Source organism: Candidatus Poribacteria bacterium (genome assembly GCA_026702755.1).
Taxonomy (GTDB): domain Bacteria; phylum Poribacteria; class WGA-4E; order WGA-4E; family WGA-3G; genus WGA-3G.
Window position 1 is genome coordinate 137,458 of sequence record JAPPBX010000017.1, and the last position, 25,814, is coordinate 163,271.

Genomic DNA, 25,814 nt, shown 5'->3' on the forward strand with positions numbered 1-25,814 from the left:
ACAGGTTTTGTATATTCAATACAACCCTACTTTTAACCGCGTTCTTTCTCTATGCTACATTTTCTTTCGTGAAATTAGGCAACCGTTTTGTCTGCCACCCGCGTCACTATATTAAGGTCAGAATCTAAGCGAACAGAGCTCTCTGTAGACGGATGTTTACGTAAAGTATTTTCTATAATTCAGTATAGGGAAAATAAAAGATCAAAATTTATCCATAGTCGGGAGTATCCTATGACGCGCAAGTCTATTTTTCTTTCTTCAATGAATTGGGGTTATACCAAGTTTACAATATTAAGTTACGCTGTCACTGTGTTACTTGTGTTCAGTAGCAGTGCTATCGTATGGGCGGAAGCCCCAACAACAGCGAAAGTCGCGTTCATGTCAAAGCGGGATGGTAATCCCGAAATCTATATAATGAACCCTGATGGGAGTGACCAAGTCAATTTGACCCAGCATCCCGCAGCCGATTATCATCCAGCGTGGTCGCCAAACGGGAAACAGATTCTATTCAGTTCAGATCGAGACGGAATCTTCGATTTGTATCTTATGGATGCCGATGGCACAAATGTGCGGAAGGTGTTCGCAAGCAGCAAATATAGATGGGAGCCTGCTTGGGCACCCGATGGCAAACGAATTGCCTATGCCCAAGGAGATCCAGGAAAGGCAAAATTACAAGCTGGGATGCGATTTGTCCCTGCGGCTGACCTCACGCTCTGCGTCGCGCATTTAAACGGAGACTCTGTTGAAGAATTGACAGATGGATTTACGCCAAGTTGGTCTCCTGATGGGCGCGAGATAGCCTTTGTGGTGGGTGGGCGTGAAAGCACACCATTGGGTATTTTTGATCTACAGAGACGCACCCGAAAGATACTCCCTTTAAAAGAGATGCCGTGGATATTCCATCCAAGCTGGTCCCCACAAGGCGACAAGATTGTCTTTACGAAACCTGATGGAGCGGCGTTTAATGAACAGGGTTTTCTTGTGTCTAGGAAGGGGACAATCTACACTGTGGATAGCGATGACAAAGGACTTCATCAGATTACCGATGAACATTCCTCCTATAACCCTACTTGGTCTCCAGATGGCAACGAACTCATTTACAACGCTCGGGTGGGCGTTTTTTCACAACTCTTCAAAACGGACCTGAACGGCGGTACCCCAACGCAACTGACACACGAAGGCAGTAATTCAAGTCCAGATTGGTTTAATCCAACATTAAGCGTTTCACCTTCGGTACAATTATCAACGACGATGTGGGGAGAAATCAAAGCAGATTAAGATAACTATAAGGAGATTAAAAATGAAAATCTTAACAATTGGACTGCTCATTCTGGTAGTGATCGGTGGACAACTGAATGCTGATGACCATTCGGCAGCTAACAAAAAAATTACACTTAGTCTTGATGGCACTTCAGAGGTGTCTGTCAAAGGGTTCATTGCCCCGATCGGAGATGCCGTTTCCAATTCTGGTAAGAACTGGGATGCCTTGACAAATATGCGAGTTGTTGAACCGGAAAAGCAATATCCGGTATTGGTCTTTCATGCTTTCCTGCCAGATAAACCGGTTTCAGTTGGTGAAATCTGGAAGGTCGAGCAAGATGGGGCACTGGAGTTGCTGCGGCAGCTGCACCCTAATCCAAGTTTAAATATGCATATTAACGTTGGAGATTCTTATGGGCTGTGGGCATGTTTACGTGCTTACAATGATGAATTTGCCGATATTGTGTTTCGCATCCATGCAGAATTTGTCTTTAAGGATGGCTGGTTCACACCCTCCCAGTTTGCCGGGCATCTTGTGATCAATCGCGTTAAAGAAAGCGTCGCATTTTTCGTGATGCGTGTCCCAGATGGTCCGGTAAACTTTGATTTTAATCGGACAACATCCCATGGACGCACAGCAGGTGCGGGCTTTTGTTCGCAAGTGGAACTCCGTTCTGGATTGCAAGATACGCTGGAAAATGTTGAATTTGGAACATCTATTACCCAAGAAGCTGCTGAACATACTTTAGCACTGCGCTTCTACAAATCGCAGGAAATTAATTGGGTGCCGCCGGACGAGGTCTTGGAAATCGTGCAAGCACAACAGAAACCGATTCACGCTATTTCTATAGACGGACCCTTGATGGATGAATCCTGCTGAGGGAGCGGCAAAACTATGAGGGCAGTTGTCCTCTCAAACGACCGTATCATCAAATTCTTGAACGAAAATTTCATCAATACTTGGGTGTCGAATGTCGAATTAGAGCGCACACCTTTTAAGCAGGAATTCATGGCACTGAGACGGCAGCAAGGATTCAAGCCGTTTGACAAAACGCATCCTTTAGCACAGGCAATTATGAAAGGTTGGAAGAAGCATTCACCCTCGGATTCTTTGATTCTCTCACCGGATCTTGAGTTGATGGGCAGACAGCCCGTCAATGAGCTTTCTGGAGACTGGGCAGGGGGCTACCTTACATTTCTCAAGGAATCGTTAGCAGGAAAACTTGCAGGATTCGCGGAGGAGACCCCGGAACCACAATCAACGGGTAGTGGTGGGTCCCATAACTCAGATGCTGTTCCTATTGGTGGTTTGAATGTTGTACTCACCCCCCAGAAGCTTGAACAGGAAAGCCTCAGCATTTTTCGGACCCCAAAACGAGGTTATCAAGATTATACTGTCGTTGAAATTGATACGACAGCGTTTAAAGATGGTGGTGTGCTTACGATTGATATATCAGTAGGGAGTGCTGAACCTGCGGGGTCATTTGATCTTTATGCTGGTGATACTGAACTCCCCACAGAAGGTATGCCTCACGGGGCGCTTGCCTCTGCATGGGATGTGCCTTCCGGTGAAACGGGAACAATCAAGTATCGTTTCAACCGGGGGAAAGTTTTTAAGTTGGGCGGTACTGGCAGTTGGTTCAGTGAAGAAGGGAGTATCAACGCTTTTTTGGCAAAAATCTCTGTTGAACCGGATCAGAAACCAGAACCGAAAAAAGTGTCATCGGCGCGTTCAGAGCAATCTGCGGAAGATGTGATGAACACTTTCGTGGAAGCATTTAAGAATCTTGATTCGGAGATAATAAACTCAATGCTAACAGGGGATGCCAGAGAAGAATTTGACATGGATACTGAAAACCTGACAGAGGATATGCGTACTCAGTTCAGTCAAATATTGCGTCACATGGAGATTTTGAGCAGCGAATATGTGGGTGATGAATTTCACTTCCGATTGAGAGTGCCTGGTTCAAATCCGCCAGAAGTATCTGTTAAGATGCGAAAAGTAGAGGGTATCTGGCTCATTTATGATGCCAAGTGATTTAAATTGCGGTGCGTGGAACGATATGTATAAGCAGGTTGGACGTAAGGTCTATGGATTTTCGTCCAACCTTGCAGATCCACTATCATTCTTAGGGATTCTCCAAGTTTAATTCTTCGGAGGTAAACGAGACTGCGCAACTACCTCAAGGAAAATGACATCCACTGGCGGCAAATTTTCAGCGGACAAAAATGGAAAAGTCCTCTCGTCCAACAGTATCATATTCGTTCCATTCCCGCACCGTGGCTTATTGATAGAGATGGCACACTCATCTCACGCGAAGCCAGAGGGATGAAGTTAGAACGACTTGTAATAGAAGCACTCAAGGATAAGACCGCGAATGAATAGCCGAAATTGACAAAGGGGAACAAAATGAAACGGTTTTTGATACTTTTTCTGGCAGTTAGCGTAATGCTAAGTTTCATAGCAATCTCATTAGAAAGCATACCTGTCCAAGAATTTCCAGAACATTCCGGGAACATCAAAATCTTTCTTGACATTGCAGGGGACGAAGAACTTAAACCTTTAGTAGAGGAACATTTTCTTCAAGCCTTTAGTAGAGCCGAAAATATAAGTGTTGTTTTGGAGATTGAAAAAGGTGTATCCTATGTGGTATCCATCGTTCTCGTTGAAGCACGAGTTGGAGAAGATCGGCGAAAAACCGGTAATATTGTTGCCTGTGTTCAGTATATTGATTATTTTGATAACAGTATTCTCAAACCGGATGTTGCTGTGTCAAATTGGCAACGCGTTAACGATCTCACAGTAAACCTGATTGAACATTCTCAAGCAGGTTTGCACCTATTTCCTAAGAATGATTTAGGAAACGTGGCAAGCGGTGTCGTTGCTAAATTTCAGAAACTATTTTTGGAAGCGCGTGAATAGTCAAGTCCCGTAGATGCGGGGAACGCTCAATACTATCTCATAAGAAATTTGAAAAGGAGAATACTGAAATGAAAGTAATTTTGACTGTGGCGATGATCCTGAGTTTACTAATGGCTTCTGCGAATGCAGATACACCGGTGGAAAAGCCAAGTGAAGATCTCACCGAGGCACAGAGCCAGAAAAACATTGAAATCTGCACACAAAATTTGGTTACGATTGGCAAGGCTGTTGAAGCCTATAAGAAAGAACACATAGATGAAGAACGACGATGTTGAACTGATTCAGGACAGTCTCATAGGCGATGAAAACGCGTTTGCTACTTTGGTAAGGAAATACCAAAAGCATGTCCACGCGCTTGCGTGGCGGAAGATAGGCGATTTCCACATCGCTGAAGAGGTTACACAGGACACCTTTTTGCAAGTCTATAAAAAACTGGCAACACTAAAGGATCCGCATCGTTTTGCGGGGTGGCTTTATAGAATTGCTTCACGCCAATGCCAGGCGTGGCTGAGAAAGAAACGGATGCAGACCCAATCGTTTGAAGACACAGACCCCGAACTGATAGAAAAGATGACCTACTCTCAATATATCGCCGAGGAGCAGGAAAAAGCTGCGACCGACGCGCAGCGCGACATCGTCCAAAGATTGCTCGCCCGGCTACGGGAGAGTGAACGTACCGTCGTCACACTCCACTACTTCGGAGAAATGACCGTTGAAGAGATTAGTCAGTTTTTAGGTGTGTCGGCGAGTACGATTAAAAGTCGGCTCCGTCGCGCGCGACACCGCTTAAAGAAATCGGAACCCATGATCCGAGAGGCACTGGAAGGGTTCCAAATTAGGGCGAATCTCACCGAAAATATCATGCAAGAGATTTCCCGTATGAATCCTACACCGCCTTCTTTTGGTAAACCATTTATACCGTGGGCGATTGCGGCTTCAACGCTTGTCCTCGTTGTGATGGCATTTGGAGCCAGCAATCAGTACCTAACACGTTTCCAACAGCCTTACAATTTTGATGCGCCATCGGAGATGACGATAGAACTCATCGACACACCTATTGTCTTGGATCTCACGTCGAAACCGGATGTGCGGACGCAACTCGGGAAGTCTATGGAAACCCCCAGTAAAAGCAGTGGACTTGCCCCGAACACAGATCAACCGGAATATGTGCCAAGGTTTCTTTCAGCACAGGCGAAGGAGGTTGTCCTCAACGATGAAGAGCCTTCGCAGCAGGTCTTGAGCATTTTGCGAACACCGGCGGCAGGCACGCAAGATTACACCGTCGTTGAAATCGACGCGACAGCGTTTAAAGATGGTGGTGTACTCACGATTGATCTTTGGATTGGGAGCGCAGAGGCTGCTGGTGCGTTTATTCTGTTCGCGAGCGACATCGAATTTTCCACGGACGGTATGCCTGAAGTTGTACTCACCTCGGCATCAGGGATCATCCCCGGTAAAGCGGGGAGGATCACGCACCGTTTTGACGGAGGCACACGCTTTAAGTTAGGTGCTACCGGTAATTCGTTCAGTGGAGAAGAAAAGGTCAATTCTTTTCTCGCAAAAATCTCTGTGGACGCTGAGTAAAAAAGATAGAAAAATGACGAAAATTGTAAATGGTCTCTTACACCCGTTACCGAATCTCTCATTAGATTTATTGCAAATTAATCTACCCAATTATCAGTTTTTTTGTCCCACCATTTTCTCTCCACTGATCTCACCAAAAGGTAAACTTTCCTGTACATCCTGCCTTATTTATGGTAAACTATGAAAATATCGTAAAATCTACAATTAATTAGACATTGCAGAAAGGCGAAAAGACTACGAAGAAACACCCCAGCAAAAATACCCTCACCAGCGGCGGTGAGGTGTTTGTTCCCTGACGAATTGTAAACATATTTTTGGATTTTACTATAAAGGCATTCCATTTATCCATTTTTTTTCAGAATTATGCACCCTTTTTATTCCTAAACATCGTCACTGTAGGGTAGTCGGGTCAGAATTATGTTCCGATTTACTGATTCGGAAATTCACATTCTGCCTGTGGTATAATATATTTTCAGAATTATGCACCCTTTCCATTCCTAAGCAGCGTCACTATAGGGTGATTGAAGGTGATTCTTAGAATGAAGCGGCGGGTCTGTATACGGCGTGGAACGATTTCATCATACCTGCCTGAACGAACCGCAAGGAAATTAAAAAAATGAAAAACAATGATGTTCAACTCATTCAGCAGATTCTTGATGGTGATGATAATGCTTTCAGTGAACTTGTGAAAAAATATGAAAAGCCGGTTCACGCACTTGTGTGGCGGAAACTTGGTGATTTCCACACCGCTGAGGAGATTACCCAAGATACGTTCCTGAAAGCGTACCAGAGACTTGCGACATTGAAGAAGCCGCAGCGTTTTGCGGGTTGGCTTTATGTCATAGCCGCGAATAACTGTAGTACCTGGCTGCGGAAAAAGCGTTTGCGGATGCAGTCATTAGAGGAAACGAGTGTCTCACAGTTAGAAAAAGCGACATATTCGGGATATGTTGTTGAGGAAAACGAGCGGACAACGGCGGAAGTGCAGCGTGAAGTCGTGAAAAAGTTACTTGCGAAACTCCAAGAGAGTGAACGCACAGTAATGACCCTGCATTATTTCAGCGAAATGTCGGCTGCAGAAATCGGTGAATTTTTAGGTGTATCCGTAAATACGATTAAGAGTCGTCTTCAGCGTGCCAGGCAGCGTTTAAGGAAAGAGGAACCACTCATAAGAGAGGCGTTGGAAAATTTCAAAATCACACCACATCTAACGGAGAACATCATGCGAGAGGTTTCACGTATGAAACCAGCTGCACCGTCTGGTGGTAAACCGTTAATGCCGTGGGCAATCTCCGCTGCAACAGCCATTGTTATTTTCCTCATGATGGGAGTAGGGTCTGAATATCTCGCCCGCTTTCAGAGACCCTACAATGTGGACGCAGAATCGGAAACCACCATTGAAATTATTGACGCGCCCATCGTCCTTGACACACAGGCAAAGCCCGATTTACGGAACCAAGCGGGGCGTTTTGATACCATTGGCAAGAATGTCGGTGCTGGTCGGCAACTTTCGGAACCTGCTACACTTGGCGCAGCGCAGGTAGAAAAAGAAGTACGACCGTCAACGAAACATCAGTGGATACAAGCAAGCGGACCGGAAGGCGGTGCGATATCGGGTTTGCTGGCAAGTTCCAGCGGAGATGTCTATGCTGCCTCATCCATTGGTATCTATAGGTTGAGTCCAGATGCTCAGGCGTGGACGCTTGTTAACACCACCGTGCCGACGACCGATCCATCAAATTCTGAACCTTCTGGCTTGATACCGATGGCAGAGCGAGGTGATGTCCTCTATCTTGTCTCCATTGATAAGGTATTTGCCTCGACCGATAGAGGCGAAACATGGAAGTCCGTTGGTGTGCGTCCGAAGGGATCTGCTGTCGGTTTAGTGGTGACGGATAAGGCATTGTATCTTGGGCTTCGAGAGAAAGGGGTTTTCAGGTACACGGATACTGATAAGCAGTGGACTTCTCTAACTGATGGGGCATTGGATGGAAAAATGTTCGCACTGACTGCGCTTGAGGATACTGTATTTGTTGGCACGAACCGAGGGCTCTATCGCCTCAGTTCAGGCGTGTGGGAAAAACTATCGGTAGAGACTACCAAATCCGTTCAGTCCTTGGCGGTTTCTGGAAACAATCTCTATATAGGGACAGGACCGGATCTTTATGAATTCAATGAAGATATTGATCCCGTGGCAATGGGACAGATATTGGGACAAATGTTCATCAACAATAAAGGGGCATACGAGATTTTCCACTCAACTGATTTGGGAGATTCGTGGACTGAGATAACGCCCACAAAAAGATCTATTACCAGAATAATATCACTGGGTATCAGAGTCGTGGCTGTCGGTGATACGCTCTTGGCACTTGGGATGGGTGGATTTCGTTCAACCGACCGCGGACAAACGTGGACAGAGTTCGCCTTTAATGAGAATTCAATGACATTAGGTATATTTCCAGCTGTGGCCGTAAACGAAAATACCTTTTTCAAGGTGGACCCTTTCGGTGCTACACGTTCAATTGATGGTGGCGCGTCATGGCATCGCTTTATGGCAAATACGGTGGGGACCAGAATACTGGATTTAGTGGAATTTAAAAATGGTCTCTACGCCAATACCGGCAGAACTGTTGTCAAATCGTTTGACGGTGGGGAGTCCTGGAAACGTGTTTTTGTTGATTTTAGTGTCTCTGCACTTGAACCGATAGAGAAGAAAAACCTCACAGATCGAGTCCATCATCCAAAGTTAGCGGTTGCCGATGGTGTGTTTTACATTGTTACACCGGAAAAAAGCAAACTGCGCGTTTTCCGTATGTCTGTTGACGGCTACACACTAACTTCAATTGCAGGCATGCCCGTTTTGGGAAAAGATGTTTCCAGAAATGTACAAGAGGCAGAGCAGGACGAAGCGTATGAAGAAGTTATGGCAGATGACACCGCTAATACCATCGAAAAAGCAGGTAAGGTAACTGGTATGTTCAGCGATCTCCTTGAAGCACTACAAGAGGAGAAGGAAGATCAGGAATTGGCGGAGGCTGGTGGATTTGCTGTCAGTGGAGATACATTTTACCTCGAATATAAACGAGGACTTTTCAAATGGAAACCGGGCGAACCAGAATGGGTGCATACGGGGTTAATAGATGCCAGTGAACAGAATGATGACGAACTTGACAGAGGATTCCAATTAGCGGTTTCTGGGAAGACGATCTACGTAGGGAAACGCGACGGTCATCTTTTTCGATCACTCGATGGCGGGGATACATGGAGAGACTTAACTCCAAATTTACCGCTCCGTTTTATACGTTTCAATGAGATAGTCTTCGCGAATTCAACGGTGTATGTCGCCACGGACGCAGGTGTTTTGGCATCGCAAACTGGAGAAGATTGGCGCGCGATAACCGATAAGGTGGGAACGCACATTGTCATAGATCGCTTGGCTGTGGCAGGCACGGAGGTTTATGGTGCTGGCGATGCTGGGGTCTACCGGTTGAACAGTCGGAATAGATGGGAAAAAATCTCGCCGGAAGTTCCAGATGGTGTTGTTGCTCTTGTTATCAATGGTAAGAGACTTTATGTAGCTACCGAACAGCGCGGGATGTTTCACGTCTCGCTCGAAACAGAAAATGATTTATTAACGCAATAGGACTTACGCGAAATTGAGCCGGAACGCGTCTCTTGCTATGGGATAAGACAGTTACCCTCATGGAGTGCGTAAGTCCTACTCAAAAAATTAACATCCAAACTTAACATCCAAACATGGAGCGGAGGTGTTTACAAACCTCACCCTCCTAAGGAGAAAACAATGAAAAAGCAATGTTTACACGCATCCTTCATCGCGTTTGTGCTTCTGACAACGCTTCTATTTGCCGGTTTTAATGTGGCAGAATCCGAACAGACACCCACAGATACGCCGCCGCAAAAATTTGAAAACACACCGGTTGTTCCGAACAACAGTATCCTGAACCTAATTCCGAAAGAGACTTTGGGGATTGTCTACTGCCCCAACATACTGGAAGCGGATAATAGGATTAACGCACTGATAACAGAACTTGCCCCTGAATCCGAGGCACTCGAGATACCGGCGAAAGCCTTGGCGCATATCTTCCCGGCGGAACTTTTGACGGATATTTTCGTGGATAAATTTGAAGGTTTAACCGATTTTGAAAAAATCGGATTGGATCTAAATCAAGACTTCGCAATTTTTATTACCAGTTTGCAGCCACTGCATCTCTCCGCACTCATGCGTCTGACAGATCCTGGGGTAATGAAACGGGCACTTGAAGCGGAAGGAAGCACACCCATGAAATATAAAAGCGTAACCTATTGGAACACCACGAAAGGGAACCAAAGTTTTGCTATTTTAGGGGATACCCTCGTTTTTTCAATGCCCTCTGGGGCTTGTGAAAACGTTATTGATACCTATAATGGGGCGCGACAGGCTATCACACAGAACCCAAATTACAGCACTTTCCTTGCCGACATTCTGGCAGAGGACGATCAGGTGGGAGTCTGCTTTGATATTGCTAACCTTACTGCCACCCTTGATCTTCCGCTTGGGGAAGCATTGGAATCCATCACGGATACCCTCAAGGAAGGAGACGACGCATCCAAGACAGTTGCATCCTTCCTCGATGATCTACCCGTAGAGCAAGTAGAATTCATTGAGCAGTTGCTGTCTATAAGCACCAGAATTGAAATAGAGGGAACCAATCTTCAAATCAAGCCGTTCCTAAGATTCGGAAGCGATAGTGAATTTTTGGAAATCTTGGAAGAGAGGTCTGATGAATTGGCTTTCCTCGATGAGCTCCCAAATCGCGCAGCTACGAATGGTGCCGTTCAAGGTTGTCCACGGTTGCTGAGCGAATTGGGTAGGCTCTGGTTCCCTATTTTACCAAACAGAACTCCAGAACAGCAGGCGCAACAGGAGTCACTCCTCGAACACGTGAAAGATTTTCATGAATCTCTCGTGGATCAATGCAGTGTTTCTGCCGCTTTTGGAGATAACATTTCACCGGATTATCTGTTCATTTATGAACTGAAAGATGAACACGCTGCTAAAGTTTATATGGATGAGATATTTCTGGAACAACTCAATGATCAAGGCATTCATGCAGGTAAATCAATAATGCATAACCGCGTTGAGATTAAAAGTTACGTCTTTCCCAGTCTCAAAGAGCCACTTCCAGTGGAGTTGCCAGAAGAAATTTCTGGTTTGATCCCGACCGAATGGCACTGGTCTTACGCGTTCACTGAGGGGCAGCTGCTTTTCTCAGCGGGTACGGGTCCAGAATCAATTCAAATGGCACTTGATAGAAGATTCGGAAACGAGGAAAGGTTTTCTGATCATCCGAGTTATCAGAAACTCGTTGAGAATTTGGGGACTGATAACAACATTTTCGTTGCGATCTCCCCAACTATCGCTGCTAAAAATTCTGCGTCGATATTAGGCGGTATGGACCCAGACAATGCGGGGATGCAACTTATTGCGGGACTCTTCATGAGTCTGCCGGAGAACTACAGTATCGGTCTTTCTGCCAAAAAACGGGACAGTAGCAGCATTGGTGCGAAACTGTTCATTAATCTCGGTGATTTCAAACAGCTTATACAAATGATGACGATGATGGGTCAAATGGTCCAGATGCAAGAGATGCAATAAGTTGGAAAAAAATCCAGATTAGTTTGCTTCGCAGTGAGAATTATCGGTAGGCGAGGTTTCCCAACCTCGCCTCTTTAGTTTGTCCAATTATAGTAAAACCCGAAAATAAGAGGGCACTTTGGAAAACACAAAACACCTCACCACCGCTGGCGAGGTTTGTAACCTCGCCCTTCTACAATGTCTAATTAATTGTAGGTTTTACTATAATTCTAAAATCCACTAATGTTTGTGTTTTTTGCAGAATTATGCACCAGTTTCACTTCTAAGTCGCGTCACTATAGGTGATCGGAGGATAAGCATCGCCCTTCCTACCCCTATTCTCCTCCTTTCCGCAAAAATTCTATCTTTTTTCAGAATTAAGCAACCGTTTTGCCCCTAAATTGCGTCACTATAGTTTGATATGTTCTGAATCAAACTATCGCTTTCTGGAGGTGCCTGATGAAAAATGACGATGTTGCACTTATTCGGCGAATTCTCGCTGGTGATGAAATCGCTTTTGCTGAACTTGTGAAAAGATACCAAAAGCCGGTTCACACATTGGCGTGGCGAAAAATTGGAGATTTCCATATCGCCGAGGACATTACCCAAGAGGTCTTCCTGAAAGTGTACCAAGGACTTCGGACGCTGAAACATCCGAAACAGTTTTCTGGGTGGCTCTATGTGATTACGGCAAATTTATGTGCCACGTGGCTCCGCAAAAAACGGATACAAACACAACCTTTGGAGGACGCAGAGAGAACAATGCCACAAAGAGACGCTTATTCCCGACACGTCGTAGAAGAGCGGACAAACACCGCAGCTGAATCACAACGCGAAGTGGTCAAGAAGCTGCTCGCGAAGTTGAAAGAGAGCGAACGCACAGTGATGGCACTTCACTACCTTGGTGAGATGACGGTTGAAGAGATCAGCCAATTTTTAGGCGTGTCGGCAAGCACAATTAAAAGTCGTCTCAGACGTGCCAGACAACGTTTACAAAAGGAGGAGACAATGATTAGAGAAGCACTCGACCATTTTCAGATATCCCCGAACCTAACCGATAATATCATGCGAGAAGTCGCACATCTGAAACCTGCCGGACCTTCTGGCAGTAAGCCGCTCGTGCCGTGGGCGATTGCTGTTTCCACGTTAGCGGTGGTGGTGTTGATGTTGGGTGTAAGCAGTCGATATTTAGCGCGTTTCCAGAAACCTTACAGTTTCAGTGCTGCATCAGAGATGAAGGTTGAACTGATTGATGCCCCCGTTGTGCTGAATCTTGAATCCGAACCGGATGACCGAACGCAATTTGGAAATGCCAACGCGCAGGGTAAAAACAATGGATCTGACCAGCAAGTCAATAACGCCGCTCCGCTTGACATAGAGACAATTATCACGAAGATGAAGCACTACGATAATTCCGTCATCTCCGTAACCGGTCATTTCGTCATGGAACATCATCAAGATTCGGGAATTGGAAAAAAGGAATATACACTGATGTTTGAAGGTGAGAAAGTCCAAATGGAGCAGGAAGAGGGATGGCCTATCATAGGGTATTGGGATGGAGAACGCTCCTGGGAGGGAGCAAAAAACAGAAGGATGATTTTTGAATTTGAAATTGTCCCCGGCAAGAAGAAAACTGAGCTTGAGTCGATTCGACAAGCATTCAAGCATAACGGTATTGACCTCGCAGACGATGTAAGCCTCATTGATGGTGACGAGCCAGAGAGTTTTACACTTGTTGAGAATGAGACAGGAACAACTTACTTTTTCTGGTTGGAGGGAGAGACGACACTGTTAGTTTATGATTATCATCTCGAATATAGTGTTCGTCCTCAGTGGTTGGTTCCTTCTAACTATGATCCGAGATTTTGGCTTACCTTTCCAAGCCTCGGTTCAAACAATTCCTATCTATCTGAACCGTTATGGCATTTGCTTGAAAAATATGAGTGTGAAATTATTGGGAGCGAGGTATTAAACGGTGAAAAGACATCCGTTATTCGTCTAAATATACCTGCTTGGTCCACGGAAAACTTTAAAAAAGCTGCTGAGTCCTATAAACTCTGGATTTCTCATGATAAAGGTTTTCGACTGGTTAAGTCAGAACGAGCGTTTACCGTAGAGAATCCGACGGAATGGAGCCCCTTCAAACAGGGTGTAACTTATATCAGGACCCGAACAATTGAACATCACGAATACCTGCCGGATGTCTGGTTTCCTAAGAAAATTGAGTCGTCTACTGTTCCAAAGGCATCACCGGAACAACAAAATGAAGCGGATTTCATTTACAAAAGTGTTCTTCTTACGAAGCAGTGTCAGTTAAACACTGGTGTTACAGCGTTCCTGAGTCTGAGTTTACCTCCTGATACACCTGTTTTCGATTATGGGGAGGGTCAACCGAGTTCAGCAGGTGGTGTGCTAAACCCTAAGCCCAAACCGGATATCCTGACGCAATATGAATCTGATGAGCAAGTCTATGATCCCGCGCCGCATGATCTACAAACGGTCATCGCTAAGATGAAGCACTATGATAGTGCTATCCTGTCAGCAAGTGGTGACTTCGTCATTGAGCACCATATAGGTTCAGGGATCGCGAAAACGCAATATGCATTGACGTTTGAGGGGAAGAAAATCCGGGTAGAACAAAAAAGGGATTTTCCTACCTTAGATAAGGATTTGCCGCTGATAAAAAAGCTGTTGCCGCTGGTAAAGATTTACGACGGAGAACGGCAATGGGAGATATATAAATACAAAAAGCTGCTCTTTAGTGTTGAGATTACACCTGACGAAGAAAAGACAGGCATCAAGGCAATTCGACAGGCGTTCAAGCAACAAAGTATTGAACTTGCTGGTGATGTTCGCATCGTCGCAAGTGAACAGCCGGATAGTTACACGCTTATTGAGAACCAGACAGGTAAATCCTATTTTATCTTATGGGAAGCAGATACAACTCTGAAGGTTTATGATCTCCATCATCTCGAATATGGTGTTTGGTACCAGAAGAATATCCTTTCCGACTTTGATCCGAGATATTGGCTTACTTACCGAAGTGAAGATGCAAGTGCTTATCTCACCGAACCGCTTTGGCAACTCCTTGAAAAGCATGAAAGTAAACTTCTCGGTAGTGAATCACTGAACGGCGAAGAAACTTCTGTTATCCGACTGAATTTACCTAAGCAGTCCCTTAAACTCTGGGTTTCTCACAACAAAGGTTTCCGGTTGGTTCAATTGGAAAGAGCATTTATCGCTAAGAATCCGATGGGTTCAGTGGAATGGGAGCACTTCAAAGTCGGTGATATCTATGTAGAGAAACGGAAAATAGATCACCACGAATACCTGCCGGGTGTCTGGTTTCCTAAGAAAATTGAACGGTACTATGCCCAGATAACAGATCCGGATCCGCAACGCAAGAATCAAGTCATTCTAAAGACTGTGGTACACACGAAGCGATGTCAATTAAACACGGATGTCGCTGGGTTACTCCGTTTAGACTTACCCTCCGATGCGCATGTTTTGGGTTTAAAGCCAGAACCTGATGCGCCAACAGCGGAAAAAATCGCATTTTTGCGTCAAGAAATTCCGCGAACTCTTAATCTCCGTCTTGACATGTTAAAATTGGTTGAGGAGCTTGCCGAATTTCACGCGAAAGATCCGGACCTCTCTCTGCTAAGGGGTCAAGTCTATGAGGAATCACGTAAACTCATTTGGATTATCTCTAATTTGGGTCATCGTTATAATCGACTCACCAATGATGACTCAGCTTTCGAGTCAGGCGGTGAATTTCACGACCTCATGAAACAAAACGGCATCGGCATTTCCAGAGAATAGTGGAATAACACTGAATCCGAGAATAGCGATGATTTGTTGTTAGGCGAGGCACAAGTGCCTCGCCTTCAGTAAAATGCTGGTGAGTGGTGGTAGAGATGGCACCCTGCTATTGTGGGAAATCACACCTGACCCAACTGATTAAAATTAACCCAAGTTGCTACTAACAGGTTTTGCACATTTCACAAAGATTTTCGTCTCTTTCCCCACCCCGTAGGGGTGTTATTGCTTCGCAGTGAGAATAGAAACGGTGTATTTACGCGACCGCACTCCGTATGAGGTTTAATAAATAAATTGGGTAATTGTGGAAACCACGCAACGTGCGATGAATCGCACTACTACGAACCGATCTGCTTGTTATCACACGCCCCAGAATTACCCGATTAAATTCTTAATCTTCATTAGGAGTGCTATGTCTATAAATTTGCGTTATATTATTTAACTCATGTTAACAGAATCGGAGAAAACGATGCCGAAAGTGTTTGCCAAATCAATCTTTTCGTTTCTGGCACTACTACTTTCTATTATTAACATAGGGTGCAGTTCAAAGAGTCTTGATCAAAGTCAGCAAAATATTCTTGAGCAGCCTGAAAAAAACGCACCTGAACAGCATCAAAAGACGGTTCCCTCCATAAAACCGGAAGAGATGAGCATTTTCACCGTTATAGAGCTCGAGGATTTGGAATATCCAACACTCTCGGCTTCTATCCAATTACCCTTTCGTGTTCGTCCAAACAACACTGTCATCCTCTCAGAAAAACACGCATACCTCACGACTGAACGCCACCTGCACGTCATTGATGTTTCTATCCCACAACGTCCTTCCTATCTAACATCTCTTGAGTTCCCTGATAGAATCGGCAAAGTCCTTGCTTCTGGAGACTATCTCGTTGTCGCAAATCGAAAGAAATTTCATCTCGTCAATGTTTCACAACCATCGCACCCTGTACTGCAATCTACCACACCTTTACCCCAGCGAGACGCGATCAAAGACATCGATGTTCTTGACACTTATCTCTATGTTATCGGCGCAAATGACTACCTGTACGTCTTTTCCCTCGTTTTCGGACAAGCGCGGCTCGTCAAATCGCTTGAATTGGAGAAACGCTGGTGGTTGCTAAGTCCGGAAGCCGGCGGTCCTGAGGTGAAACAGATTCCGCTCTCGACTTCACCCCGCATCACGGGAGATCTCTTGAACCCGCTCCTGTCACAACGCGGATTTTTACAACTCAGCAGCAGAGGAGAGAAAGTCCGCGCATCATCTGAAATTCTGGTAGTCGAGAGTTTGAAGGATCCGACGTATGATCTGTTCACTTTCGATGCACACAGAATTAATGATCATCAAATATCGCAGCGGAAGGGTTACCATAACGTAGAGCGGGAATGTCGTGACCATCTCTCCGCGATAGGAGAAAAGACGCTTACTCGCGGAAAACCGACAATTACATATATCATTGATGCCGGAAAGATGCAGCAAATCGCCCAAGATCCGTCGAGCGAGGTGATAAATATTGAGGATAGGCAATTAATCGGACCTGTCACAGATTTTCAAATTTCAGGAGGTCTGCTTTACGTCGTCAACGCAAAAGGATTTTTTTCTGTAAAACGCCTTCATAAACCTGAACGAGATAACTATAGGTACGACCAATTTTTATCTGTCATACCGCTTCAGGCAAGTCGCCCGATAAGTCTGGCAGTTGCGGAAGGCTACGCCTTCGTATTAGCCACACCGGAAGATTAAAAATGATAAATCTTTCTTCGTTGGTGAGATTTGTAATCTCGCCAGTTTTTGCATGGCGTGCATGATTTTTCGTTTTTAACCCCTAAATCCCCTTATCAGGACTTTTTCTCCTTTTTATCCGAAAACTAAATAGCCCTGACGCACCCGTAGTTGTATGCTTTACTATACCCAAGTTGCTACCTAATAAGTTTCGGATGTTTAAACATAGATTTTCCCCGTAGGGGTAGGTCTTGTGCCTACCCCGTAAGAGTGCTATAAAAATGAAAAAGTGGCAACTTGCTTTACTATAGTTGAACTTGTGCTATAATTCCACTAATAGGAAAAGACAAGACAGGCAGAACAATTACAATCACTCCTCACCTGCCGTAATAGCATCTCAAACCTCCTTTACATGAATCTGCTTTTTCGTTTGCAGAATTGTGTGACTTTTTCATCGCAAATAGCGTCACTATGTGTTGAAATAAATACTGAACATTCCCTTTCCAGAGGTATCCGATGAAAAACGATGATGCTCAACTTATCCAACGCGTCCTTGATGGCGATGATACAGCATTCACCGTGCTTGTGAGAAAATATCAGAAATCCGTTCACGCGCTGGCATGGCGGAAGATTGGAGATTTCCATATCGCCGAGGATATTACACAAGAGACGTTCCTAAAAGCGTATCAGAAACTCTCTACGCTTAAGGAACCACAGTCCTTCGCGAGTTGGCTCTATGTGATAGCGGCAAACCACTGCAGTACGTGGCACCGTAAGAAACGCTTATGGACACAGTCGTTGGAAAACACAAGCAGCGCGGCATTGGAAAGAACAACGTATTCTGGATACCTCATTGCGGAAAACGAGCGGGTTGCGATGGAAACGAAGCGCGAGGTCGTCAAGAAACTACTTGCGAAATTACAAGAGAGTGAACGCACAGTTATCACGCTCTACTACCTCGGGGAAATGAATTATGAGGAAATTAGCAGGTTTTTAGGCGTATCGGTAGGGACGGTTAAAACCCGCATTTATCGCGCTCGGCAACGTCTGAAGAAGGAGGAACCGATGATACGAGAGGCTTTAGAGAATTTCCAAATCACACCACATCTCACTGGAAATGTCATGCGCGAGATTTCGCGTCTGAAACCCGCTGCACCGTCAAGTAGCAAACCGTTAGTTCCATGGGCAATAGGTGTTTCGGCGTTAGTCGTCGTGTTTTTGATGTTAGGTGTCGGGACGCAATACTTATCGCGCTTCCAAAAACCTTACAGTTTCAACGCTGCGTCAGAGATGAAGGTTGAGCTGATTGATGCCCCCGTTGTACTGAATCTTGAATCCGAACCAGATGATCGGACGCAACTTGGCAATGTCAATGCGCCGAATAGGAACAAAGGGTCCGTCCAGCAACCTGATGAGATTTTATTTGCTGGCGCGCAGACGGAAGGTGAAGATATTTCTCTCTCGAAACAACAGTGGATGCAGGCGGAGCCTGCCAGAGGCACCTGGTTGACTACGATATTTTCGACACCTAAAGACGAACTTTATGTGGTTGATGATGACCTGGATATGCACAAATTATCAGCCGATGGAAAGAAATGGCAGCATATCTCCGACATGGGGCCATTGGATACCAATTGGGCAGCAAGATCATTTGTCTCAAAGTGGAACGATACCTTCTATGTTGTTCCATCTGACCAACTTTTTGCTTCAACAGATAGTGGCGTGACATGGGATTTACGCTACTCCTGGCAGGAAGAAAAGAAGTATTGGAATCCGGTTGAGTTGGTGCTAACGGATCAAGCGTTTTATCTCGCTTTTGAGAACGGTATTTTTCGTTCTGAAGATGGCGGTAAGACCTGGGAGGCGATGAACGATGGATTGGCGGCAGGCAAAATAGTATCCTTGGTGGTGATCCAGAATACAGTGCATTTGGGAACATTGCCAGTGTTTGCTGGAACGGAAGGTGGACTTTACCGGCTCGAGGGGGGAGGTTGGCAACACTTGGAACTTCCCGTGCCAGCCAAAGTCATTCGTTCAGTTGCTGTGGCTGAAAAACGACTCTATGTTTCGGTGGAGTTGGATTGGGATCAAATAGATCTTCAAAAAGCAGACCGCGAACAGCAGCGGACGTGGTGGATGTTCCGCTCGACTGACTTTGGGAATTCATGGGAAGATATAACGCCAACCAACGCTTGGCCCATAAAAGGGCGGGCACCTTGGATCCAACTTGTTGCTGTCGGTGAAACGCTTTTGGCGAGCGAGATGTACGGAGGTATCGTGCGTTCTACTGATGGTGGAGATACATGGCTGGCTCCGCAACCACCCGGGACTTCTTTTTCTTTTTCTCCTATATACGCCGCTGCCACAGTGGCTGAAAATACCATTTATGTTGCCGGAAATACTGGCCTCTATCGTACCACTAATGGCGGTGAATCGTGGGACCTTGTCAATATCGGTCGTCATGGACGAATGTTTGACCTGGTCGCCTTTAAAGAAACCGGTAAAGGACACGATACGCCTGTGACTCTCTATGGAAGAGTCGAAGAAGAGATAATGAAAACCACTGACTTTGGGCACTCTTGGAAAGCCGTTCATGCGGAGATACCGATGAAAGTGCCTGTCAGAAATCCACATCCACCGATAGTACACGTAACCAGATCTGGTGGCGTGCTTTATGCAAAGGGTAGCTCGCCTGATGCTATACACCTGTATCGCGTGTCTGTGGATGGTAATAGGCTTGTGCCGGTTCAAGAAATACCGCGCTTTAACTCGTCGATGTTGAGGAATGAATTGTCTCTAAGAAAAATGGGCCGTTTTGATATACTAAGAGAAATGGGTCGTCTTGATTTACAAGGTGGGTCGTTAGTTGAACACTTACAAAAAAGTTTTCCCGGGGCAACCCAGTTCTTCAAACAACTGGCAGCGGATCCGAGACAAACTGATCGACTTGTCCGTGGAGGTTTGCGTGGCGCGTTTGCTGTCAGCGACGACACGTTCTACATGGAATACAACTTTAAACTCTTCCGATGGGAGCCAGGTGATACAGAATGGTACGACACCGAACTGGAGGAAACCGCTGAGCTTGACGTTGATGTATGGCATAAGATAATGGAAGGGTTCAAACTTACTGCTTCAGGGAACACTGTCTACGTCGGAAAACGGGATGGGCACCTCGTCGTCTCGTTTGATAGGGGAAATAATTGGATTGATGTCACTCCGATCTTGCCATTTCCTGTTAAGGTTTTCAAAGAGATCGTGTTTGCCGGTTCCACCGTTTATGTAGCAACAGATGCAGGTGTTGCTACGTCAAGCGACGGAAAACAGTGGCGTGCTATCACCGATGCAGCGGGAACGCATCTTATCATGGAACGATTGGCTGTTGATGGCACAAATGTTTATGGTGTTTCAGAGAAGCGTATCTATCGGTTGGAAAGTGATGATAGCGTATGGAAACAGATTACACCAGAGGTCTCTGACAGCGTGACTTCTCTGGCTGTTGATGGTGATGTACTGTACGTCGGGACACAAAGCAGCGGTATGCTTCACTTCACCGTCAATGAAGAGTGAGACAGATTTCAGGGCAGCAATCACCTTGTATTGCGAATTCGATGCTTCCCTATAGGAGAAAACAATGCTAAAAATTTTTGCCAAATCAACCTTCTCGTTTATGGCGGTGATGCTACTACTTTCTATTGTTAACATTGGGTGCAGTTCAAAGAACCTTGAGCAGCTTGAAAAAAACGCCACAGAGCAGAATCAAAAGACTGACACCTCTGTAAAACCCAAAGAGACGAGCATTTTCAGCGTGATAAAGATCGAAGATGTCGAACACCCGACACACCCGGTTTCTATTCACCTCCCCTATCGTGCCCGCCCAAACAACACGGTCTGCCTCACAGAAAAACACGCATACCTGACGACCGAAAGGCACCTGCACGTCATTGATGTTTCTATTCCGCAACGTCCGTCCTACCTGACATCCCTCCCGTTCGGCAATGTGATAGGTAAGGTGCTGGTCGCTGGACACTATGTGATTGTCTCAGGAAAAAAACGGTTGTATCTCGTTAATATAGAGCAACCCTTGCACCCCGTGCTTGAATCTACCTTGCCTTTACCCGATCGGAACACCATCAAGGACTTTGATGTTAGGGAATCTCACCTCTATGTTCTGGGTGCCAATGACACCCTATATGTTTTTTCCATAGATCTCGGACAAGCGCGACTCATCAAAACTATTGAACTGGAGAAACGCTGGTGGCTGCTAGGTCTGAAACCCGGCAGTCCTGAAGTGGAACAGATCCCACTCCCGACTTCAAGCACTTTTCCCACAGAAATTGGGGACCCACTCCCGTCTGAACGCCAGTTTTTAAAACTCCTCAGCAGCAAACAGGAGAAAGTCCGCGCATCGTCTATTTTTCTCGTAGTGGAGTGGTTGAGAGATCCAACTTACGATCTGTTCAGTTTTGATACACACCGCAGTGTTGATGATCCCCTCAGGACAAGCGAAATTATAGGCTACTATAACCTGGCGTTGGATTTTCGCCTGTATCTCGCCGCGACTGGGCAAAAGACCCTCACTCGCAGCATTCCCGCACGTGCGTATGCAGTCGCAAATGGAAAGATGCAGGAAATCCTCCCAGAGCCATCGAACGAGACGATGGACGTTGAAGACAAACGATTAAAACAATTAATAGGACCTGTCACAGATTTTCAAATTTCCGGGGGTCGGCTTTACATCGTCACCGCAAACGGGTTCTTTTCTATTATACCGATTATCGGCGATCGTTATCAGGACTCACACTATAGATATCAGCAATTATACTATAATAGAGAAGAGAGCATGAAAGATAAATGGCGTAAATTGAGTAATGGAGAGATACGTCTATTTTTACCGTTTCTGGCGGGCCGCCCGATAAGTCTGGCGATCGGTGAAGGTGAACATTATGTGTATGTGTTATCCGATCCGGAAGATTCACAAAGATGAATCATCGCGCTTGCTAACGCACTGTATTGCCAAGACCCTTCCTATTGATTTCCTGCTGCGTCCTCCAATTTTTTCATAGGTGTGTAAAGTTTTTGACACGCACCATAAGTGTCAATTTAGGGTTTCCGTAGGTTGGGTTGAACGGAACTCAGAAGACTGGTGTGTTCTCCAAATACCTCTCAAATACAGCCTCTCGCCGTATCTAATCAAGAACCCAGTGAAACCCAACTTCACACCGTCAGCGTTTTGGTAACCACAAAAATGTTGGGTTTCACTCGGTTTTTGTTTGAGGTGACCTCTATGAAGCAGGTTGATTTTTCTATTTTTTTTCAATGTTTTGGTGGCATCCGTTCAACCCAACCTACGATGTTATGAAGTTGTTTTTTCCAAAATTGACACCTATCGTGTGTAAAGTTTTTGACACGCACGTATGAGAAGTGCACCCTTGTAGCATAAACTGTTAGTTTGTTCCTCATATTTTCATTATGCTAAAACCCTCCCGCTGACAACCCGCCGCCAAAACATTTACACACCCATTTTTTCATAGGGATGTATATTTTTAACTGGATCTGTGGTATAATTCTACGGGCAAGAAGAAACAGAAGCGAATCGGATAATTGTAAACCCTCCTTACCTTTCATTATCAGCAAAATGGGATTTTAACCTTCTTTCTCCTATTTTTTGCAGAATTCTGCAACCGTTTTCCCCCTAAGTCGCGTCACAAGGTGTTAATGTGAAATGCTGAAACACCCCTTTATTGGAGATGTCTGATGAGAAATAACGATGCCAAATTAATCCAACGCGTCCTCGCGGGTGATGATACTGCTTTTGCTGAACTTGTGAAGAAGTACCAAAAACCGGTTCACGCGCTTGCGTGGCGGAAAGTTGGAGATTTTCACATCGCTGAGGAAATTACACAAGACACTTTCCTGAAAGCCTATCAGAAACTGGCGACGCTGAAAGAGCCGCAAAGTTTTGTGAGTTGGCTCTATGTGATAGCGACACGACGTTGCATTGCGTGGCTCCGTAAGAAGCGTTTATGGATGCAGTCGCTGGAGACAACAAGTAGTGTGCAATTTGAAAAAGCGACGTATTCTGGATATGTCGTTGCGGAAAACGAGCGGACGGCGATAGCGGCACAACGCGAAGTCGTCAAGAAGTTGCTCGCGAAGTTACAGGAAAGTGAGCGGACTGTCATGATACTCCACTACTTTGGGGAAATGACGTGTGAGGAAATAAGCAGGTTTCTGGGTGTGTCGGTGGGTGCGGTTAAAAGCCGTCTCAGCCGTGCGCGCGACCGCTTAAAAAAGGAGGAACCCATGATTCGAGAAGCTTTAGGCAATTTTCAGATTACGCCGAATCTGACAGAGAATATCATGCGAGAGATTTCACGTATGAAGCCAGTTGTGCCATCTAATGGTAAACCTTTAGTACCGTGGGCAATTGCTGCATCTACGGTAGCAGTTGTGTTTTTAATGTTAGGTATAGGGAGTCAATATTTAGTGCATTTTCAGAAGCCGTATAGTTTTGATGCTGCATCGGAAATGACGGTAGAATTGATTGAGGCACCCGTTGTACTAAACCTTGAATCCAAACCGGATGTTCGGACGCAACTTGGAAGTGCTGCCGCGCCCAATAAGAACGAAGGTGCCGGTCAGCAACCTAACAATCCTCCAGTGCGATTTGCAGCTGCACAAGTAGTTGAAATAGAGAATTCCGTTCCAACACAACAGTGGATACAGGCTGAGCCTGCCAGAGGCACCTCAGCACATACTATATTTGCGACACCTGAAGGCGAACTTTACGTCATTAATGGAGCAGGGAGTATTTACAAATTATCGGTCGGGGGGAAGATATGGCGGCACATCCTCAACCTGACTTCACTGAATACCGCTTTCGGAGGTCAGTCACCTATCGCGAAGTGGAACGATACGCTTTATCTTGTGCCATCCAATGAATTTTTCGTTTCAACGAATGATGGTGAGACTTGGGATTTAGTCTACTCATGGCCCATAGAGTATGGGTACCCCATTGGATTGGTGCTGACGGATCAGGCTTTTTATCTTGCGTTTGATAACGGTATCTTTCGTTCTGAGGATGCTGGTAAGACATGGAAGATAATAGCCGATGAAGCGATGGGGTATATCAGTTCTCTGGTGATGATCCAAAACACACTTTTTGCTGGAACAGACACAGGCCTTTACCGTTTTGATGCCAACGACTGGGAACGCTTAAAATTCCCAGTTCCCGATATAAAGGAGATTATTTCGATCGCTGGCACTAAGGATCGCCTATATGTCGTTGTCGAATTAGATAGGAACATGCAAGATCCTCGGCAAGTTTCCCGCGGACAGCAGCGGACGTGGTGGATGTTTCGCTCAATGAACTTAGGAGATTCGTGGGAAGATATAACGCCGACAAACGCTTGGCCCGTAAAAGGTTTTCCACCGCATATCAAACTTATTGCTGACGGTGAGACACTTTTGGCAATGGAGAACGGAATGGTACGTTCACTTGATGGTGGAAATACGTGGATGGATCCGCAAGAACCTGGAACTTCACCTTCATTGGTTAACATCTCCCCCGCTGTCGTGGCAAATGGGGGTACCATCTATGTCGGTGGAAATAGCGGTGCCTATCGTAGTACTGATGGTGGTAGGTCATGGAATCTGGTAAGTATAGGTCGTGATAGCCGAGTGGATAACTTGGTCACCTTTAGAGAGATTAATAAAGGACGAAATACCCCTGCCATTCTCTATACGAGAATCGGAGGGGAGATCGCGAAAACCATTGATGGCGGGTACTCTTGGAAAGGGGTTCAAATGGAAGTACCAATGACAGCGGCTTATAGAGATGAACCGCCTCGGATTTCCAAGATAGTTTCATCTGATGGTGTAATTTATGCTAAAGGTAGGGCTCCAGCCGAAGAAACATGTCTGTATCGTATATCTGTGGATGACGATACACTGATGCCGATTCAAGGGATGCCGATCTTTAACTCACGAGCATTAAGTACACTCTCTTTTAAGTGGCAGGATATGCCAGATGAGGAGCTTGGCTTGCATGCTAAGTCGTTCATTGAACAGTTGCAAAAAGATTCTTCGGGCGCGACACAGTTTTTCAAACAAGTGGTACAGGACCGCCGCTTGTGGCCAGGCATATTCATTGAGGGAGGTTTGCGTGGCGCGTTTGCTGTCAGCGATGATACGTTCTATATGGAATACAACTTTAAACTCTTCCGATGGAGGCACGGTGAGTCGGAATGGTTTGACACCGGTATTGAAGAAACTGCGGAGCTCTCCGAAAGGACGTTAATGGACGGATTCAAACTCGCTGTTTCAGGGGATACCGTCTATGTCGGCAAACGGGATGGAGATCTCGTCGTGTCGTTTGATAGAGGTAATGATTGGATTGAGCTAACACCAATCTTACCGTTTTCTGTCAAAGTTTTCAAAAAAATAATGTTTGTTGGTTCCACGGTGTACGTGGCAACAGACAAGAGTGTTATTACGTCAAGTAAGGGAAACAACTGGCGCGTTTTAACTGATACAGCCGGAACACCTCTGATCATGGAGCAATTAGCAGTCGATGGTACAGACGTTTATGGCGTTTCTAAAGCAGGGGTCTATCGGTTGGCAAGTGATAGTGACTCGTGGGATCAAGTCGCACCAGAAATACAAGATGATGTGACTTCACTCGCTGTTGATGGAGATGTGTTGTACGTCGGCACAGAAAGTCGCGGACTGTTGTACTTCAACCTCAGCGAAAAGTAAGACAGATTTCAGGGAGGTAATCAGCTGACCCTACCAATGTGATGCCTCCCTATTTCCATCTATCCAACCCTCCAATTTCTTATCCAACTCCCTTCTTTCCAGATCATACACACCTG

The 25,814-nt window shown here is 45.5% G+C and carries 13 protein-coding genes; all 13 read left to right on the forward strand.

The features are described from left to right. Positions 1 to 231 precede the first annotated feature (231 nt). The 13 genes from OXH39_03470 to OXH39_03530 all read left to right on the forward strand — a co-directional run bounded on the left by OXH39_03470 (position 232) and on the right by OXH39_03530 (position 25,698). Positions 232 to 1,278, forward strand: a complete 1,047-nt coding sequence (locus tag OXH39_03470; GenBank protein ID MCY3549496.1) for a hypothetical protein — start codon at positions 232 to 234, stop codon at positions 1,276 to 1,278. A 22-nt stretch (positions 1,279 to 1,300) separates the two neighbouring features. Further along, positions 1,301 to 2,140 carry a hypothetical protein gene (locus OXH39_03475; GenBank protein ID MCY3549497.1) on the forward strand — a complete coding sequence of 280 codons (840 nt, stop codon included), beginning with the start codon at positions 1,301 to 1,303 and terminating at the stop codon, positions 2,138 to 2,140. Between the two features lie 15 nt (positions 2,141 to 2,155). Further along, positions 2,156 to 3,298 carry a hypothetical protein gene (locus tag OXH39_03480; protein MCY3549498.1) on the forward strand — a complete coding sequence of 381 codons (1,143 nt, stop codon included), beginning with the start codon at positions 2,156 to 2,158 and terminating at the stop codon, positions 3,296 to 3,298. Positions 3,299 to 3,670: 372 nt separating this feature from the next. Further along, positions 3,671 to 4,183, forward strand: coding sequence for a hypothetical protein (locus OXH39_03485; GenBank protein MCY3549499.1), 513 nt, complete (start codon positions 3,671 to 3,673; stop codon positions 4,181 to 4,183). A gap of 68 nt (positions 4,184 to 4,251) precedes the next feature. Then, complete coding sequence (locus OXH39_03490) at positions 4,252 to 4,458, forward strand: hypothetical protein (protein MCY3549500.1); 207 nt, start codon at positions 4,252 to 4,254, stop codon at positions 4,456 to 4,458. Next, positions 4,439 to 5,767, forward strand: coding sequence for an RNA polymerase sigma factor (locus OXH39_03495; protein ID MCY3549501.1), 1,329 nt, complete (start codon positions 4,439 to 4,441; stop codon positions 5,765 to 5,767). The genes OXH39_03490 and OXH39_03495 overlap by 20 nt, the downstream gene beginning before the upstream one ends. Before the next feature lie 616 nt (positions 5,768 to 6,383). Next, a complete protein-coding gene (locus OXH39_03500) occupies positions 6,384 to 9,410 on the forward strand; it encodes a sigma-70 family RNA polymerase sigma factor (protein ID MCY3549502.1) in 3,027 nt (1,008 codons plus the stop codon). Positions 9,411 to 9,569: 159 nt separating this feature from the next. Beyond that, positions 9,570 to 11,423: a hypothetical protein gene (locus OXH39_03505; protein ID MCY3549503.1), complete on the forward strand. Its 1,854-nt coding sequence runs from the start codon at positions 9,570 to 9,572 to the stop codon at positions 11,421 to 11,423. Between the two features lie 438 nt (positions 11,424 to 11,861). Further along, positions 11,862 to 15,224 (forward strand): RNA polymerase sigma factor, encoded by a 3,363-nt coding sequence (locus tag OXH39_03510; protein MCY3549504.1) that lies wholly within the window; start codon positions 11,862 to 11,864, stop codon positions 15,222 to 15,224. Between the two features lie 466 nt (positions 15,225 to 15,690). After that, positions 15,691 to 16,962 carry a hypothetical protein gene (locus OXH39_03515; GenBank protein ID MCY3549505.1) on the forward strand — a complete coding sequence of 424 codons (1,272 nt, stop codon included), beginning with the start codon at positions 15,691 to 15,693 and terminating at the stop codon, positions 16,960 to 16,962. A 495-nt stretch (positions 16,963 to 17,457) separates the two neighbouring features. Then, positions 17,458 to 20,508 (forward strand): sigma-70 family RNA polymerase sigma factor, encoded by a 3,051-nt coding sequence (locus OXH39_03520; protein ID MCY3549506.1) that lies wholly within the window; start codon positions 17,458 to 17,460, stop codon positions 20,506 to 20,508. Positions 20,509 to 20,572: 64 nt separating this feature from the next. Then, a complete protein-coding gene (locus OXH39_03525; protein MCY3549507.1) occupies positions 20,573 to 21,925 on the forward strand; it encodes a hypothetical protein in 1,353 nt (450 codons plus the stop codon). Between the two features lie 770 nt (positions 21,926 to 22,695). Continuing rightward, the gene (locus OXH39_03530) at positions 22,696 to 25,698 is read left to right on the forward strand and encodes a sigma-70 family RNA polymerase sigma factor (protein MCY3549508.1); all 3,003 of its coding nucleotides are present in this window, start codon (positions 22,696 to 22,698) and stop codon (positions 25,696 to 25,698) included. Positions 25,699 to 25,814: the final 116 nt, after the last annotated feature.

Excerpts from the sequence above, each read along its gene's own strand:
- OXH39_03515 (MCY3549505.1), top strand. The coding sequence starts at position 15,691 with ATGCCGAAAGTGTTTGCCAAATCAATCTTTTCGTTTCTGGCACTACTA.
- OXH39_03495 (MCY3549501.1), top strand. The coding sequence starts at position 4,439 with ATGAAGAACGACGATGTTGAACTGATTCAGGACAGTCTCATAGGCGAT.
- OXH39_03525 (MCY3549507.1), top strand. The coding sequence starts at position 20,573 with ATGCTAAAAATTTTTGCCAAATCAACCTTCTCGTTTATGGCGGTGATG.
- OXH39_03475 (MCY3549497.1), top strand. The coding sequence starts at position 1,301 with ATGAAAATCTTAACAATTGGACTGCTCATTCTGGTAGTGATCGGTGGA.
- OXH39_03470 (MCY3549496.1), top strand. The coding sequence starts at position 232 with ATGACGCGCAAGTCTATTTTTCTTTCTTCAATGAATTGGGGTTATACC.
- OXH39_03510 (MCY3549504.1), top strand. The coding sequence starts at position 11,862 with ATGAAAAATGACGATGTTGCACTTATTCGGCGAATTCTCGCTGGTGAT.
- OXH39_03500 (MCY3549502.1), top strand. The coding sequence starts at position 6,384 with ATGAAAAACAATGATGTTCAACTCATTCAGCAGATTCTTGATGGTGAT.
- OXH39_03480 (MCY3549498.1), top strand. The coding sequence starts at position 2,156 with ATGAGGGCAGTTGTCCTCTCAAACGACCGTATCATCAAATTCTTGAAC.
- OXH39_03505 (MCY3549503.1), top strand. The coding sequence starts at position 9,570 with ATGAAAAAGCAATGTTTACACGCATCCTTCATCGCGTTTGTGCTTCTG.
- OXH39_03520 (MCY3549506.1), top strand. The coding sequence starts at position 17,458 with ATGAAAAACGATGATGCTCAACTTATCCAACGCGTCCTTGATGGCGAT.
- OXH39_03490 (MCY3549500.1), top strand. The coding sequence starts at position 4,252 with ATGAAAGTAATTTTGACTGTGGCGATGATCCTGAGTTTACTAATGGCT.
- OXH39_03530 (MCY3549508.1), top strand. The coding sequence starts at position 22,696 with ATGAGAAATAACGATGCCAAATTAATCCAACGCGTCCTCGCGGGTGAT.
- OXH39_03485 (MCY3549499.1), top strand. The coding sequence starts at position 3,671 with ATGAAACGGTTTTTGATACTTTTTCTGGCAGTTAGCGTAATGCTAAGT.